Below are 16,609 nucleotides of genomic sequence, written 5' to 3'. Positions count from 1 at the left end.
TGGTAATGACAGAAATTGTAATCATTGGGGGAGGTTTAGCAGGATTGACTGCCGGAATTCACTTATCTCAAAAAGGGTTTACTGTAATTATTATCGAAAAAAATGACTATCCTAAACATAGAGTCTGTGGTGAATACATTTCTAATGAAGTCAAACCTTATCTAGAATCTTTAGGAATTCCTATTCAAAACGCATATCCAACTTCGATTACTCAATTGGAATTTGCGACTTTATTCGGTGCAAGTTTGCATCAGAAATTGCCATTAGGTGGTTTTGGCATCAGTCGCTATACCTTAGATTATTTAGTATATCAAAAAGCGATAGCAAGTGGATGTACTATCATTAAAAATAACGTAGCAACTTGTGTTTTTGAGGAGAATCAGTTCATCGTGACAACACAAGATGAGGTACAATATAAAGCCAAAATTGTTTTAGGAGCCTATGGCAAAAGAGCCAATTTAGATCATTACCTGAACAGATCTTTTATTCAAAAAACATCTCCTTGGTTAGCGGTCAAAAATCATTATCAAGGCAATTTTCCTGATGATGTGGTGGGCTTATATCATTTTAAAGGCGGTTATTGTGGTGTTTCAAAAGTAGAGAATGACCTTATAAATATATGTTATATCGCTAATTATAAGTATTTTAAGCGGTATAAGAATCTAGATGATTTTGCTAAAGCGATACTCTTCAAGAATAAAAAACTGAAGCACATTTTAGAAACATCGGTTCCTGTTTTCGAAAAGCCGTTAACCATCAGTCAAATTTCTTTTGAAAAAAAAGAGCCTGTTTCAGCTCATCTATTGATGATAGGCGACACAGCTGGACTTATTCATCCTTTGTGTGGCAACGGGATTGCCATGGCCATTCATAGTGCCAAAATAGCAGCAGAAGCCAGTATTGATTTCCTTCAGGGTAAATACAATAGAGTAACTTTAGAACAGATCTATACTGAAAATTGGAATGCTACTTTCAAAACGAGATTGCACATGGGAAGAAGTTTGAGTGCTATTTTAGAACAACCGATACTAACAATACTCGTTCTCCAAGTAGCGGTTATTTTTCCTTTTATTATCAAACAAATCATCAAACGTACTCATGGTACACCCATTTCATAAATGAATTTTAGAATCTCCACAAAATACAGATCCAATTCCAAAGAATTAATGGATGATTTTTCTCTTGAAGGAGAAGAACTTAGAGAGGCTTTGGATAAAATAGCTTCCATTAATCAGCTTTTAGGTGGTAACAACGTCACGCTCGATGGAGTAAAACAATTACTTCGAAATGTTTCTCCTAATGAAACCATTACAATTGTAGATGTAGGATGCGGAAATGGTGACCTATTGCGTACCTTAGCTCAATATGCTGAACAAGCAGGTTTACTATTTGAATTAATTGGGATTGACGCTAATAGGTTTACTGTCAATCATGCACAGCTGCTTTCTACTGATTACAAAAACATTTCCTTTCGTTGTGAGGATATATTTGATGCAGCGTTTCAAGAAGTAAAAGCAGATTTGTTTTTGTGTACACTGACTTTGCACCATTTCAAAAATGAAGAAATAGAATATTTGTTGCCGTTGTTTTATAGAAATTCACGATTGGGAATAGTCATTAATGATTTGCATCGAAGTGGCTTGGCATATCGGTTATTTCAGCTTTTATGTTTTGTTTTTCGTCTGAATACGATGTCACGCGAAGATGGATTGATCTCTATTTTAAGAGGTTTTACCAGAGAAGAATTGATTTGTTATTCAAATCAAATGAATTTTAATAAGTGGTCTATAAGTTGGAGATGGGCCTTTAGATACCAATGGATAATTTCAAAATTATGAGTGTAAAAATTTGTACCGTAGCCAAACAACTGCCTAACTATTCAAAGGCTACCGAAGAAATTATTCCCTTTGTGGATGCTTGGCTCGAAGGTCAAGACGATCGTTTTATCCGAAAAGTAAAAAAAATATTCGAAGGAGCGGCTGTCGACAAACGGTATTCTATCATGGATCCAGTCGAAGTTTTTACCAAAACTTCTTTTGCGGAACGCAATGCCATTTATATGCGTGAAGTCATTGCTTTAGGAGAAAAAGTACTCCATAAAACCCTGCAGCAAGCCCAATGGCAGGCTACAGACATTGACTTTCTTATTACGGTAAGTTGTACAGGGATTATGATTCCATCACTTGACGCTTATTTAATCAATAGTTTGCAATTGCGAAAAGATGTGGTACGCTTGCCTGTTACCGAAATGGGTTGTGCCGCCGGAATATCAGGTATTATTTATGCCAAAAACTTTCTGAAGGCCAATCCTGGGAAAAGAGCCGCAGTTATTGCAGTCGAAAGTCCTACTGCTACTTTTCAACTCGATGAATATTCGATGGCTAATATTGTAAGCGCTGCGATTTTTGGAGACGGAGCCGCTTGCGTATTGCTTTCTTCCAATGATTTAGATGAAGGTCCAGAAATCATTGGTGAGGAAATGTATCATTTTTATGACGCCATTCATATGATGGGGTTTGAACTGACCAATTCGGGCTTGCAAATGGTACTAGATAGCGCTGTTCCTGAGACGATAGCGAGTCACTTTCCATCGATTATTCATCCATTCTTAGCTCAACACCAATTGTCGATTTCGGATATGGATTATTTGATTTTTCATCCTGGTGGGAAAAAGATTATTCAAACTGTCGAAACCCTTTTTGAAGGTTTAGGCAAAGACATTGAAGAAACCAAAGCTGTTTTACGTCACTACGGAAACATGTCTAGTGCCACCGTACTCTATGTTTTGGAAGCTATTATGAATACAAAACCTGCCAAAGGAACCAAAGGACTGATGTTGAGTTTTGGCCCAGGTTTTTCGGCCCAACGCGTTTTATTACAATTTTAAACCATGAAAACAGAAGATATACTAGCTAAATTACCATTCTCGGAACCTTTTTTGTTTGTTGATACCATTGAAAAAATTGATGAAAATGGCGTAGTGGGCACTTATCGTTATGATGAGACTTTATCCTTTTACAGAGGACATTTTATAAATCATCCGGTAACGCCTGGTGTGATTTTGACCGAAACTATGGCTCAAATTGGTGTCGTTTGTTTGGGTATTTTTATTCTAAATAATAACTTTACAAAAGATAGTGTAATTGCTTTAACATCAAGTGAAATTGATTTTATACAACCTGTTTATCCAAATGATACTGTTACCGTTTTATCTGAGAAAATGTATTTTCGGTTTGGGAAATTAAAATGCAAAGTATGGATGGAAAATCAAAATAAGGAAATCGTTTGTAAAGGATATATTGCGGGCATGATTAAATAATTATTCAAGTTTTTATACTAAAACTGCAATGAAAAAAAGAGTAGTAATTACCGGATTAGGTGTGGTTGCTCCCAATGGAGTAGGAGTTCCTGCTTTTACCCAAGCCATCCAAAATGGGATTTCAGGAATACAACACGATCCTGAGTTAGAACGTCTTGACTTTTCATGTCAGATTTCTGGTAAACCAACGATACCTGACGAACTAGTACTCGACTATTTCACGTCTTTAGAGCTCCGTAATTTTAAGGCAACTGGAATTTTATATGGCGTTATCGCAGGAATGGAAGCATGGAAAAATGCCGGGTTAACCATTGAAACCAGTGATATTCCAGATTGGGACAGCGGTACAATCTTTGGAGCCGGGACTTCTGGCATAGAAAAATTTAGAGAGAGTATCTATAAAATAGACGACTTGCAAACCCGTCGCTTGGGAAGTACAGCAGTCGCACAAACCATGAACAGTGGTGTTAGCGCTTATCTGGGCGGAAAATTGGGTTTAGGCAATCAAGTGACGACCAATTCTTCGGCTTGTACCACAGGCGCCGAGAGTGTTTTGATGGGCTACGAACGCATTCAATCAGGCTTGGCTAAAAGAATGCTTGTAGGAAGTACTAGTGATTCGGGACCTTATATTTGGGGTGGATTTGATGCTATGAAAGTCTGTACTTTTAAACACAACGGCCAACCCGAGCGAGGCTCTAGACCACTTTCAGCAACGGCTTCGGGTTTTGTTCCGAGTAGTGGAGCAGGGGCTTTGGTGATTGAAGACTTGGATACGGCATTGGAACGTGGAGCCTTTATTTATGGCGAGATTTTGGGTGGCAACTGCAATTCTGGTGGACAAAGAGGTCAAGGCACCATGACAGCACCTAATGGAATTGCCGTAAAAAGATGCATAACAGATGCGCTTGCGAACGCTGAAATTGCAGCAACTGATTTGGATGCTATTAACGGACATTTAACAGCTACCGCCAAAGATGCTTTTGAAATAGAGAATTGGTGCCAAGCACTAAACCGAAAAGGTGATAATTTTCCGTATATCAATTCCTTGAAATCTATGGTGGGACACTGTTTGTCGGCTGCGGGAAGCATCGAGTGTGTGGCTACCGTTTTGCAACTGCATCATGATTTTATTTTTCCCAACTTGAATTGCGAGGATTTGAATCCCGAAGTTTTAGAATGGATAAGCGCAAGTCGAATTCCACAACTTGCACTTGCTAAAAAAATGCAGTATATTGCTAAGGCAAGTTTTGGATTTGGAGATGTAAATGCCTGCATAGTTTTTAAAAAATGGAGTGTAACTTAAAATTATTCAACGTAACGATTGTCTATGAACACAGATCAAAACACCAGAATCGAAGAGCTTAAACAAATCATTAAGCCTTACATTCAGCACCCAGAAGCCTTGGAAAATCTCACTGAAGAAACGGATTTTATCAAAGATTTACAAATCAATTCAGCGAATTTAGTTGATATCGTTTTGGATATTGAAGAGAAATATGAAATCGTAATTGACAATCCATCGATGGAACGAATGCTTACTGTAAAAGCCGCTTTAGATATAATTGAAACAAAAGTAAATGAACAAAATAGTTTATGATTGGAAATGATATTGTTGATCTAGAACTATCACGTTTGCAAAGTAATTGGCAACGAAAAGGTTTTTTAGAAAAAATTTTTACCATAAATGAGCACAAAATAATAAACCAAGCTAACAATCCAGAGCTGATGGTTTGGAATTTATGGACCAGAAAAGAAGCAGTTTATAAAATTTTCAATCGCCAAACACAAATTCGCTTCTTTAATCCGTTGCAATTAGAATGCGAGTATTTAGATCCAACCGAAGGTGTTGTTCGTTTCAATCATCAAATATATCATACTCATACTAAACAAAATGATTGCAATATTTATACCGTTGCAGTTAGTAAAAAAGACTATTTTTCAAAAGTTGTTTCAATTACAAGGAATGAGGTTATTGAAAAAGAAAATGGTATCCCTTTTTTAATGGATTCAATTAATAATCAAAAAAAACCGGTTTCCATAACCCATCATGGGCATTTTTGGAGAGGAATTACATTGGATGTTTAAAATTTTAGATCCAATTTGTTTTTTAACTTCAAGTACAATAAGGCAATACGATAGGCGTCTTCAGAAGAAGAATTTCGGTCACTTTTTGGAATTTTATAAATCTGACAAAGCTCATCTAAAGAAAATTGCTTGTCAGTAATATCATTAAGCTTTCTGTACATTACATCTACATCTAAGGCTTGATTTTTTAATCTACCACAACCCAATTTTTCTAGAGCGGCGTTTATCATTTCAACATCAAAATCAATATGGTGTCCAATCAAAATGGAATTGCCAATATAATCTACAAACATTTGTATGGCATCCATTTCAACTAATTTTTTCATTTTACTATCTACAATGAACTCATTGGATAAGCCATTATCATGAAAATATTTATATTGTAATAACACTGCTTCGAAACTTTTACCAATCGAGATACTATCGTCCTCAATTGCAAAAGAACCTATGGATAAAATGACATCTTTACTAGGATTCATTCCTGAAGTCTCAGTCGAAAAAACAATCACTTGATTGGATTTCGAGGAAAATTTGGTTAGGTAATTTTTCCAGAAATCAGGATGATCTTTGTTAATATTTTTAAGCCAATCTAGCATATCACGAAAATTGTGTAAGTTTAAATTTTCCTTTTATCAATTCTTCTAACTCTTTCATTGGGGTCAAAGCTGCTTTTAATTTTTCTTTATCTAATTTTGATAAATCATGAACCGGTATGTATTGACCATAATCATCATTTTTTAGCCCTTCTATGGTTCTAAATTTTGATAAAGTAATAAATGCATCGGCGCAATTTAAATAAATTTCTTCATTTTTTGAATCGACAATTGCTAATTGTTTGAACCTTAGATAAGTGTTGTTAATGCCTTTTAAATTGTAATATAGTGAAAATAAACGCGCTCCGTCAACTAATGGCTGAATGGCTCTGGTTTTTATATCAAACTTGTTCTTATTTATTGCATCTTCTTCCAAAATAAATTTTTTGAAGAAAGTTAATGGGGCATTGCTTTTCAGTACGTCATTTCCAATGAAGTCAAAGAATAGAGTGTTGTTTTTAGCATTTTGTAAAACAACGTTACTGATGGCTTCCTCAAGTTTATCATCCCCAAAAACTAACTCATAATCAAAGAAAATACTGCTCATATCATTGCTATTTTCACCAGGAGTATTCATCCAACTGTTGTATTGTTTGATCCAATCCGACAACGATTTACACCATTGTAAATTACTGGCCATATGATTTTGAAGACACATAGGATAGCCCACTTTTTCTAAAGTAATAGTAGTTCTTTTGGCTAATTTGATAAAATAATCTTTAACCTCACGGTATTTGTCTGCAGGTACATCTTCAAAAACCAACATGCTATCTTGATCAGTAAATAACAATTGTTCTTTTCGTCCTTGACTTCCAACACTTAACCATACAAAACGAGCAGGAGGAGAGCCCATGTCTAAAATAGACAATTCAACGCTTCTCTTTACGATTGCTAAATTAATTTCGCTGGCAATATTAGCCACATGATACAATGGAATATTTTTGTGTAGGGCATTTTGAATCAAATCTGTGAGACGTTCTCGAGTTTGCTTTAAATCTTTAGAAGCCAGAGCACGTTTAATTTCTTTAATCATCACACCAGGATTACTCGCTTGAGCAATAATTAAATCATGCTCAGAAATAATACCTTTTACTACAGATTGAGTAGTACCATCTAGTGTGACACAAAGGTGTGTTACGTTGTGCTTTAACATCAGTAATTGTGCTTCAGCTAATGAAACATTTTCTACTACCGTAATTACAGGGGAATCCATAATTTTGTCAATAGTATCTGTAATCAAATACCTACCTGTTGCCACTTTTGAACGCATATCAAGATCGGTTACGATACCAATAGGCAAATTATCCTCACATACCAATACATTATTTACATTTTCTTCTGTCATTAATTTTGCAATATCCTTAATAATAGATTTTGCAGTTGTTGTTATCGGAGAATTATTGTAGGTTAAAGATTGAAAATATTGAATTTCAGATTGTTGATAGGGATTAAAAACATTGTCCGAAATTAATTTACCTCCGTAATTGTCTTTATCACTAGCATAACGAGAGGTATTGGCAAAACTTTCTAATAAAAAATTGAGTACTAAAGAATTATTAGTGACAAATGGTCTAAACACCGAAATAGGAATGGCATAAACAATACTATCTTCTCTAGCTTTTGCCGTCATCATATAATTATTTTTTGCGAAAAAAGGTCGCAATCCAAAAATATCACCTTGATGACATTTATTCAATAGCGTTTCTTCTGCATCAGAAATTACAGATAAATTAATAGTTCCCGAAGCAACTACATAAAAACTTTCATGTAATGTGTCGTTAATTTTAAATAAAGTTTGATGCTTTTCAAGATTAATTACATGTATACTAGAAGCTATTTCAGCTAGTTCACCAAAAGTTAAATTATTAAAAGGCGGATATTCTTTTAAAAAATCTGCAATACGTTCAGCAATAGTGTTCATAATAATTTACAAGTTAAAAGTCTAGTAAAAATAACTAAATCAAATAATAAAACTAGTGGTATTTTTTAGAGTTAGATGATTTACAAATATCTTAATAATTTCTTAAAAAAAACTACAATACGAATAAATATACCAATTCTTAAAGTACTTTTAATCAATTAATAATAAATTATAAAAGCTATGAAATTTCAAAACAAATCAATATTCTTATTTTTGGTCTTATGTATAAGTACATTTGTTTTTGCCCAAAAAAAAGCAACCAGTCCAGCAGAAATTGTATCTGGAAAAATCAATGGTGCTACCATAACCATAAAATATGGAAGTCCATCTGTGAAAGGGCGTGTTATCTGGGGGGCATTGGTTCCTTATGATAAAGTTTGGCGAGCTGGAGCCAATGACGCGACTACTTTTGAAACAGACAAAACTCTCACGATCGAAGGTAAACAATTACCAGCGGGAATTTATTCTTTCTTTGTGATTCCAAATGAAAAGGAAAGTGTTATTATTTTTAATAAAGTTTCTAAGCAATGGGGAGCATATGATTATAAAGAAAGTAGTGATCAATTGAGAGTAACTGTAAAAAATAAAATTCAGGATAAATTGGTTGAAAAGTTAGAATATAAAATTTTGGATACTCGTATTGAATTACTTTGGGAAAAGTTAATAATAGGATTTTCCGTAAAATAAATAGTATTGAAATTTTAATTTGTTGAAAGCACCAATTGGTGCTTTTTTTTGTCGTGTGAAGTCATTTTTTATAGTTTGTTGAGAATTTCATATTTATTACTTAGGAGCAAGTTATTTTTAAATATGAAATTTTCTATTTTACATAATATAAATTATAGTTCATGTAAATATACTATAAAGAATCTAAAGCATTCTAATACTAAGATTAAAAAATAAGAAAATAAAGATTGAATTAATTTTTATTTTGGTGATGATTGTTTTGCAACCAATAATGAGCGATTAATTTTTCGATTAGTTCTTCTTTAGTAAGATGATGAAAAATAGTTTTAATTTTAGTTTTAAAAGCTAGATCCAAATCGTGATTGGGTTTGGTTTTAAAAATCTGTTTGGCCCATATAAGCGCATTATTTTCTTCAATAATCGCCTCAGATGGCTTTTCATAGGTACTAAATTGAAGACCTAATTCTCTTTCAAAATCAGCAATTTCTACTTCTTCTTCGGCTTGTAAAACGGTTAAAGAAAGCCCTTTTGCTCCAGCTCTTGCCGTTCTACCACTACGATGAACATAGGCTTCAAAAGTATCTGGCAAATGGTAATTGACTACATAAGAAACAGCAGCTACATCTATACCACGCGCGGCCAAATCAGTTGCAATTAATATAGAAATATGCCCTTGTCGGAATTGATCCATTATTCGGTCACGAATTCCTTGTGACAAACTTCCATGCAATGCTCCAGATGAAAATTTATGAATGGCTAAGTTTTTAGCCAATTTATTCACAGCCGCTTTGGTTTTGCAAAAAATAATACCTTGCTCCCCTTCTTTAGTATTCAGGAAATGCATTACAACATCTAATTTTTCTATAGGATCAACTACTATGTACTTGTGATCAATGCCTTGATTGCCCATAGTTTCCATACTAGCGCTTACTTGGACCACGTTTTTGTTCAAGTAATTCTGAATAAGTTGTTTTATAGTCCCTGGCAGTGTAGCGGTAAAAAGATAAGTCTGGTGTTTTTTTGGCAACTCGGCAACAATGATGTCCAAACTATCCTTTAAAATAGCAACCATTTCATCGGCTTCGTCTAGAATTAGTTTTGAAGTTGCTTTTAAATTTACAGCTTTACGTTCGATTAAATCAATTAATCGACCAGGAGTTGCAATGATAATATGTGTAGGTTGAGACAAACGTTCAATTTGAGGTTTTATGGGTACTCCCCCGCAAGTAACAGCAATCGAAATAGCGGTTTGGTACTTGGCAAATTGAACTAAATTATCAAAAATTTGATTTCCTAATTCTCTTGTAGGTACCAAAATAACGGCTTGAACTGAAGTAGTAGTAATGTCTATTTTATCTAATAGCGGTAATCCAAAGGCGGCAGTTTTACCTGTTCCTGTCTTGGCAATTCCTACTAAATCTGTAGTATTGGCTAAAGCTAACGGAATAATCTCTGACTGAATTTCTGTTGGTTTTACAATTCCCATTTCGGTAATCGCTTTAACAAGAGGTGCTGAAACTCCTAATTTTGAGAATTGATTTGACATAGTTATTGATGTTTAAAATTTATACTTGTTTCTTACTATATTCCCGGAAAAGATAGAATGTCAGCCAGAAAAAGGTCCTGATTATTAATCTAATTCGGCTAACACTTTTTCTCTGTATTTTTTACCAATTAACAGAATTAGTTTTTGTTTGTAATCTTCGACCAGCCATTCGCGGTAGTTTTTACTGCACTGACTCAGGCATTTAGAATAACGCTTAATCCGACATTCTATATCTTCTTCTAATTCTCTAGCCAATGCTTTGGCTTCTTGAGGCAACTCGGCATTATCTACACACATTGAGGCGTGTTGATCTAAAGATTTATCAAGTACTACTTTTGAACGTAAATTTTGTTTGATGGCCAATTTATGTTCTTCATCAACATCAAAAGTAACTACTTCAGTATTACTGAATTTAGCTCTCAATTCAGGAGGCATTTGGTATTTAAAATGCAATTCAATCTCATGATCATCTCTTAAGTTTTCAAGATAAAATTCAGGTGATTTGAAGATGTGTTGCCAATTTACTGGCTCGCTCCATAAACCAAATCTTGCTGCATTATTACCTAAATCTATAACAGTAAATTCGTCTTTACCAGGTAATTTTCTTGAACCACGACCTATCATTTGAAAATACAGTGTCAAGGATTTGGTGGCACGATTTAAAATTATGGTTTCAACTGTTGGCTCGTCAAATCCTGTGGTTAAAATCCCAACAGAAGTCAATATTGCATCTGGCGTATGCTTGAACCAATGCAAAATTTCTTTTCGTTCTTCATTATTGCTAGTATTGTCTAAATGACGAATCGGGTAACCTGCTTCGCGGAACGTTTCGTATACATACAAAGAAGTATTAATACCATTGTTGAAAATTAAGGTTTTCTTACCTAAAGATTTTTCGGTGTAGGCATGCAATAATTTTTCTTGCATGGCCATGTTGGTGTATAAATCATCAGAGGATTTTACGGTATAATCTCCATTAATACCTACTTTCAAAGAAGTCAACCCTACATCATAACTGTACGTCACAGCAGAAGCTAAAAAACCTTTTTCAATCAAAGAGGCAATGGTGTCCCCAACAATTAATTCATCATAATTCTGATGCATGGGTAGTTTGATATTCGAGCTAAGTGGCGTTGCAGTAACTCCAAGAATAAAAGCATTTTTGAAAGAATTTAATAATTTTCGGAAGGAATTGTAATGGGCCTCATCAATAATTACTAAGCCAATATTATCTAAATGTAGTTTTTCGTCATTAATTCGGTTTTTTAAAGTTTCGACCATGGCTACAAAACAAGAATAATCGTTTTGGTCTGGCAATTCTTTTACCTTGCTATTGATGATTTTATTTTTTACTTCAAATCCTTTAAGCATTTTAGAGGTTTGCTTGCACAACTCGATTCTATGGGTAAGTACAACTACTTTTTTATCGTGTTGAGACAAATATCTACGAACTATTTCAGAAAAAACAACTGTTTTTCCACCACCAGTAGGCAATTGATACAATAAATGGTGGTTACTTGGTGCATTATCAATTCTTTCAAATATAGCATCAATATCCCCTTTTTGGTAAGCATAAAGTTCTTTTTTGTCTTCAACTTGAAATTCTAAAGTGTCTTCTAACATTGTGTTTTTTGAATTTTTGCAAAAATACACCTAAAAAAGAGTTAAAACACTACTATTAAATTAAAAAATATAGTTTCAATTAAATAATTTTGATTTACTAATTGGAAATTTTATCTAATAGTACTTCAAAATCTAGACGATTGGGCCATTTTTGATTTCTTGTTTCTTCGGAAATTCTAACAATTCTAGATTGAAATTCCCTTAGTATTCCATTGGCAACACAATAGCTAACTGCTTGATTGAAAGTATTATAATGACTTTTATAAAAAGTATCATTTTTTATTTTGTTTTCAGCAGCAAATGTTTGTGCTATTTCAATTGCATACAACATTAAGTCCGCAATTAGATACATATCAACTCCTAGAAGCAAGAACTTTTTAATATTTTTTTGAGCCACAGAACGACGCATTTTAGCGCTAAGCGGTCTCTTTCTGTTTGGATTTCTTGTTGGAAAATACTCGTTGCTAATTTTCAATTTAGCTTCTTGTAGTAAGATCTCTTCTTTTGGGTTAAAGACAAAATTATAGTATTCTTTAACCGCTGTGAATTTGTCATACAATTCTAAGAGTTGCTCTACCAATTGTTCTTGGGTTAATTGGTTGGCATATTTTTTTAATTCGCGTTTGCTCATTGTATCATAAATAAGAATGGTAAAAGTAAATTACTTTGTGATTGCAACCTCATACATCAAGAAGAATCCTTAATTTTGAATCCATAAAAAATAAATTAAACATAAAAATGCTCAAATTATTTAAAATTACTGCCATTTTAGAAGGATGTTCTTACCTTGTTTTACTAGCAAACATGCTTTTTATCAAGCCTAATGCTATAGACTTGTACAAAACATTCTTGTATCCAATAGGGATGAGTCACGGTATTTTGTTTATTGGATATGTAGTATTGGCCATACTATTGAAACAAAATCAAAAGTGGTCCTTGTCTACATTTGCTATTATTATTTTAGGGTCTTTACTTCCGTTTGGTACATTTTATATTGAAAAGAAATACTTGAGTAATGCATAAAACTTTAGAACCTGTTTTTAATTTTTTATACCCTATTTTTAGAAAATGGGGATTGGGTTATTCCTTTGCTTCCTATTTGAGTTTAGTGTTGAACATCATTATTTTGATGCTTCTCACCTACGCTATTTATAAGGTTTTTCGATTTATTTTGGTCAATGTAATGGCAATTATTGCTGCCAAAACAAAAACTAAATTTGATGATTTAATCGTCTCGAATAAAACAGTGATATATATCGCTCAATTAATTCCTTTTACTTTAATTTATAAATCAGTTCCAATTATTTTAGAACGTTATGATTATTGGGAAGATATTTTTGGAAAATTAGTTGGAGTCTATATTGTTTTGTTAGTGCTATGGATCATCCGAACCATTTTGAGTACTCTTCAAGATTATCTAAAACACATTCCCAGATATAGTGATAAACCCGTTGACAGTTTCATTCAAGTCATCATGATTGTGCTTTGGATGTTTGGTATAGCAGTCATAATTTCAAAACTTTTCGGCATTAATCAAAAAGAAATGTTGACCATACTAGGAGCTGTTTCCGCTTTGATTATTTTGATTTTTAGGGATACTATTTTGGGTTTTGTAGCAAGTGTTCAAGTAGCTATCAATGATATGGTTCGTATTGGTGATTGGATTACTATGGATCGTTATGGAGCCGATGGTGATGTAATTGAAATCAATTTGGCTACAGTTAAAGTAAGAAACTTTGATAATACTACTACCACTATTCCAACTTATAGTTTGAGTTCGGATTCGTTTCATAATTGGCGAGGAATGTTAAAATCTGATGGAAGGCGCATTAAAAGGCATATATTGATCAAAGCAAGTACCATTCGATTTTTGAACAATTCTGAATTAGAAGATTTACAAAAAATCACCCTCATTAGTTCCTATATTGAATCTAGAAAAGCTGAAATTGATCGGTTTAACCAAGCCAATGGTATTGATAAAAGTGTGGCCATCAATGGAAGGAACATGACGAATTTGGGATTGTTTAGAAAGTACATCAACCAATATTTGCATCAGCATCCTGGACTCAACAAAAACATGATAATGTTATGTCGACAATTGCAACTAACGCCTTATGGTGTTCCGCTAGAAGTCTATGCCTTTTCGACAGACAAACGATTTGAAAATTACGAATACATTATGGCTGATATTTTTGATCATGTAATAGCTGCAGTTCAATATTTTCATTTAGAAGTATCCGAATTGCCTTCCAATACGGGTTATATGGATTATGAACTCCCCGTTAAGAAATCAAAAAGTTCACTTTAGATACTAAAAAAAACCGTTTGAGATTTACTTCAAACGGTTTTTTTTTAGTGCTTTCCCCCTTGAATTGGAACAATTATCAAAGTAATTCCTTAAAATAGTGCAATAATATTTTATCGTTTTCTGTTGTTGGTGTAAAAATTTCTAATAGTTGAGGTTTTTCATTTTGCTTGAACAAAGTGGTAATTGCCTCATTTAAACTTGCAGCGTCGTTCGCTTTGCTATATGCAAAACCATACATTTTAGCCAAATGTTCCGCGGTTAAGTGATGTGAGGTTTCAAAGTAAGTATTAAAAACGGGTGTTTCATTATGTCCTGGTAAGATTCTAAAGATGCCTCCTCCTCCATTATTGATGAGAATGATTTTAAAATTGTTCGGAATATAATTGTTCCAAAGAGCGTTACTGTCATAGAAAAATCCAATATCACCACCCATAAAAACCGTTGGTTTTCCATTGGCTACAGCTGCACCAATCGCAGTAGATGTACTTCCGTCAATACCGCTTGTTCCTCGGTTGCAAAACACTTCAATCGAAGGGTCAATATCAATCAACTGAGCGTATCGAATGGCAGAACTGTTACTGATTTGCAATTGTGAATTTTTAGGCAAATTCGAAATTACTTTATCAAAAACCATAAAATCGCAAAACGGCATTTTAGACACATACCAATCGTGTTTTTGCTTGCGCAAATATTTCACATGTGCTAATTGTGAAGAATACGTACTCTTTACCTTTTGTGCCAAAGGATAAAATGCGCTAAAAAAGATATTAGGATGCACTTCAAAATGATGCGTTAAAGCACCAAAAGTATCATAAGCTCTCAAAGGGTCGATGTGCCAATGATGTTTGGGTTTGTAGTTTCTTAAAAAAGCTTTGATGCGTTTGGAAACCACCATTCCACCAAAAGTCACCAAAATATCGGGTTGAAACTCTTCAAAATCTTCTTTTGTAAAGGGCGTAATGATGGTGTCGATATTGTTAACAAAACTCGGATGATGAATATTCGAAGTTGTTTCGGTCATCACGATAATCGAATCGTCATTCGCAATCACATTAATTGACTTCGCATTGGCATCCAAACCACTCACGCCTACCAAAATCATTTTCTTTTTCGAAGCATTCCAAATCTCTGCAAAAGGCGTTAAATCACCCAAAGGTTTATCAACAGTAGCAGGAATTGTAGCATCGATATGAGCATTTACGGTAAAAGTATCAACAGTTTCATACAACGGCTCTTCGAATGGCGCATTGATATGAACTGGGCCTTTTTGAATAATGGAAGTATTTATCGCTTCGTTGATTTTTACATCATTCTCGAAAGAAGCTTCTTCAGTTAAATTGGCATTGTATAACGAATGATTCAGGAAAACATTTTCTTGACGAATCGTTTGTCCGTCTCCTATGTCAATTTTACTTTGTGGGCGATCTGCAGAAAGTACAATCAACGGAATCTGACTATAAAAAGCCTCTGCAAATGCAGGATAATAATTCAGTAATGCCGAACCAGAAGTACACACTACAGCCACAGGTTTTTGCGTCTGTTGAGCAATTCCCATCGCAAAAAAGGCAGCGCAACGCTCATCGGCTATGCTATAACAAGTAAAATCAGGATTACTCGCAAAACCAAGGGTTAAAGGAGCATTTCGAGAACCTGGAGAGATGACTATTGTTTGAATTCCTTTGGCTAAAAAAATCTGAAGTAGGCTTTGTGCTAAAGGTATTTTGGGATAAACCATTTTTGAAGTTGGAAATTAAATGTTAAAAAGTTAGAAGTAGTAAGACTTCAATTTGAAGCACAAAGTTACAAACTTGATTGCCTACTTCCTTCAAATAGGACCATTTTTTATTATTTTTGGAAAGAAAATTATTAAAAATGAAAATCACAGTTCGCCCCTATCAAACCGAAGATACACAAGCCATATTGGACATCATCAACTATAATATTTTGCATTCAACCGCTTTGTATGATTACAACATCAGAACGTATGAACAACAAAAAGCGATTTTGGAGGATAAATTGGCCAAAAGCTTCCCTGTAATCGTAGCCGAAGTTGATGGTCAAGTGGTTGGTTTTGGTATGTACAGCGAGTTTCGTTTTAGAGAAGCCTACAAATTTACTGTCGAACATTCTGTTTATGTAGCCAATGAATTCCACGGAAAAGGAATTGGAAACCTACTCTTAGCAGAATTAATTACTTTGGCCAAAGCCCAAAAACTCCACACAATGATTGCGGTTATCGACTCCGAAAATCAAGGTAGCGTGTTGTTTCATGAAAAATTTGGATTCCAAACTGTGGGCATCATCAAAGAATCGGGCTATAAATTTGATCGTTGGTTGCATTCGGTATTCATGCAATTGCTTTTGGAATAAAGCAGTATTGTTAAGCCACGAATTCACGAATTGTTTTTTATCTATTTGTGCTAAATAATAGCCACGAATGCACGAATTAAATTTTAAATTCATAGCTAAAAAACAAAACAAATTTTTAAGTTTTCTTGAATTTGAGTAATTTCTAGACTTCTTT

17 protein-coding genes are annotated in these 16,609 nt (G+C 34.1%); 11 read left to right on the top strand and 6 right to left on the bottom strand.

All coding sequences use genetic code 11. The features are described from left to right. The first annotated feature begins 5 nt into the window (after window positions 1–5). From ACSVH5_RS00515 to ACSVH5_RS00485, 7 genes are read left to right on the top strand one after another with little or no spacing between them, the layout of a single operon-like run. Window positions 6–1,118, top strand: coding sequence for an NAD(P)/FAD-dependent oxidoreductase (locus ACSVH5_RS00515; RefSeq protein ID WP_438059511.1), 1,113 nt, complete (start codon window positions 6–8; stop codon window positions 1,116–1,118). After that, window positions 1,119–1,838, top strand: coding sequence for a methyltransferase domain-containing protein (locus ACSVH5_RS00510; protein ID WP_438059510.1), 720 nt, complete (start codon window positions 1,119–1,121; stop codon window positions 1,836–1,838). Continuing rightward, complete coding sequence (locus ACSVH5_RS00505) at window positions 1,835–2,887, top strand: type III polyketide synthase (RefSeq protein ID WP_438059509.1); 1,053 nt, start codon at window positions 1,835–1,837, stop codon at window positions 2,885–2,887. The genes ACSVH5_RS00510 and ACSVH5_RS00505 overlap by 4 nt, the downstream gene beginning before the upstream one ends. Before the next feature lie 3 nt (window positions 2,888–2,890). Then, window positions 2,891–3,319: a 3-hydroxyacyl-ACP dehydratase FabZ family protein gene (locus ACSVH5_RS00500; protein ID WP_438059508.1), complete on the top strand. Its 429-nt coding sequence runs from the start codon at window positions 2,891–2,893 to the stop codon at window positions 3,317–3,319. Window positions 3,320–3,347: 28 nt separating this feature from the next. Beyond that, window positions 3,348–4,625 (top strand): beta-ketoacyl-[acyl-carrier-protein] synthase family protein, encoded by a 1,278-nt coding sequence (locus ACSVH5_RS00495; RefSeq protein ID WP_438059507.1) that lies wholly within the window; start codon window positions 3,348–3,350, stop codon window positions 4,623–4,625. 24 nt (window positions 4,626–4,649) lie between these two features. After that, window positions 4,650–4,919 carry an acyl carrier protein gene (locus ACSVH5_RS00490; protein ID WP_438059506.1) on the top strand — a complete coding sequence of 90 codons (270 nt, stop codon included), beginning with the start codon at window positions 4,650–4,652 and terminating at the stop codon, window positions 4,917–4,919. Continuing rightward, window positions 4,916–5,407: a 4'-phosphopantetheinyl transferase family protein gene (locus ACSVH5_RS00485; protein WP_438059505.1), complete on the top strand. Its 492-nt coding sequence runs from the start codon at window positions 4,916–4,918 to the stop codon at window positions 5,405–5,407. The genes ACSVH5_RS00490 and ACSVH5_RS00485 overlap by 4 nt, the downstream gene beginning before the upstream one ends. Here ACSVH5_RS00485 and ACSVH5_RS00480 read toward each other — a convergent pair. Next, on the bottom strand, window positions 5,404–6,003 hold the full coding sequence (locus tag ACSVH5_RS00480) for a 3'-5' exonuclease (RefSeq protein WP_438059504.1): 600 nt from the start codon (window positions 6,001–6,003) through the stop codon (window positions 5,404–5,406). The two genes, ACSVH5_RS00485 and ACSVH5_RS00480, sit on opposite strands and share 4 nt — an antisense overlap. Before the next feature lies 1 nt (window position 6,004). Continuing rightward, complete coding sequence (locus ACSVH5_RS00475) at window positions 6,005–7,921, bottom strand: DUF294 nucleotidyltransferase-like domain-containing protein (RefSeq protein WP_438059503.1); 1,917 nt, start codon at window positions 7,919–7,921, stop codon at window positions 6,005–6,007. Between the two features lie 180 nt (window positions 7,922–8,101). Between ACSVH5_RS00475 and ACSVH5_RS00470 the strand changes: the two genes are divergently transcribed. Further along, window positions 8,102–8,608, top strand: coding sequence for a DUF2911 domain-containing protein (locus tag ACSVH5_RS00470; RefSeq protein WP_438059502.1), 507 nt, complete (start codon window positions 8,102–8,104; stop codon window positions 8,606–8,608). A gap of 232 nt (window positions 8,609–8,840) precedes the next feature. Here the strand turns inward: ACSVH5_RS00470 and ACSVH5_RS00465 are convergent, their stop codons facing one another. From ACSVH5_RS00465 to ACSVH5_RS00455, 3 genes are all read right to left on the bottom strand, one after another. After that, window positions 8,841–10,154, bottom strand: a complete 1,314-nt coding sequence (locus ACSVH5_RS00465; RefSeq protein WP_438059501.1) for a DEAD/DEAH box helicase — start codon at window positions 10,152–10,154, stop codon at window positions 8,841–8,843. Between the two features lie 84 nt (window positions 10,155–10,238). Further along, window positions 10,239–11,777 (bottom strand): DEAD/DEAH box helicase, encoded by a 1,539-nt coding sequence (locus ACSVH5_RS00460; protein ID WP_438059500.1) that lies wholly within the window; start codon window positions 11,775–11,777, stop codon window positions 10,239–10,241. A gap of 97 nt (window positions 11,778–11,874) precedes the next feature. Beyond that, the gene (locus ACSVH5_RS00455) at window positions 11,875–12,408 is read right to left on the bottom strand and encodes a DUF6155 family protein (RefSeq protein ID WP_438059499.1); all 534 of its coding nucleotides are present in this window, start codon (window positions 12,406–12,408) and stop codon (window positions 11,875–11,877) included. A 107-nt stretch (window positions 12,409–12,515) separates the two neighbouring features. Between ACSVH5_RS00455 and ACSVH5_RS00450 the strand changes: the two genes are divergently transcribed. Both ACSVH5_RS00450 and ACSVH5_RS00445 read left to right on the top strand, forming a co-directional pair. Further along, window positions 12,516–12,800, top strand: coding sequence for a DUF3817 domain-containing protein (locus ACSVH5_RS00450; RefSeq protein WP_438059498.1), 285 nt, complete (start codon window positions 12,516–12,518; stop codon window positions 12,798–12,800). Continuing rightward, window positions 12,793–14,085 carry a mechanosensitive ion channel family protein gene (locus tag ACSVH5_RS00445; protein ID WP_438059497.1) on the top strand — a complete coding sequence of 431 codons (1,293 nt, stop codon included), beginning with the start codon at window positions 12,793–12,795 and terminating at the stop codon, window positions 14,083–14,085. Before ACSVH5_RS00450 ends, ACSVH5_RS00445 begins: the two co-directional genes overlap by 8 nt. Window positions 14,086–14,161: 76 nt before the next feature. Here the strand turns inward: ACSVH5_RS00445 and menD are convergent, their stop codons facing one another. Continuing rightward, window positions 14,162–15,820 (bottom strand): 2-succinyl-5-enolpyruvyl-6-hydroxy-3-cyclohexene-1-carboxylic-acid synthase, encoded by a 1,659-nt coding sequence (gene menD, locus ACSVH5_RS00440; protein ID WP_438059496.1) that lies wholly within the window; start codon window positions 15,818–15,820, stop codon window positions 14,162–14,164. A 137-nt stretch (window positions 15,821–15,957) separates the two neighbouring features. Here menD and ACSVH5_RS00435 point away from each other — a divergent pair, with 137 nt between their 5' ends. Then, window positions 15,958–16,455: an N-acetyltransferase family protein gene (locus tag ACSVH5_RS00435; RefSeq protein WP_438059495.1), complete on the top strand. Its 498-nt coding sequence runs from the start codon at window positions 15,958–15,960 to the stop codon at window positions 16,453–16,455. Window positions 16,456–16,609: the final 154 nt, after the last annotated feature.

This window comes from Flavobacterium sp. RSSA_27 (genome assembly GCF_051547125.1).
In the GTDB taxonomy this organism is placed as follows: Bacteria; Bacteroidota; Bacteroidia; order Flavobacteriales; family Flavobacteriaceae; genus Flavobacterium.
Note: the sequence above shows the minus strand (reverse complement) of the source record. Positions and strands in the feature narration are given on the sequence as shown.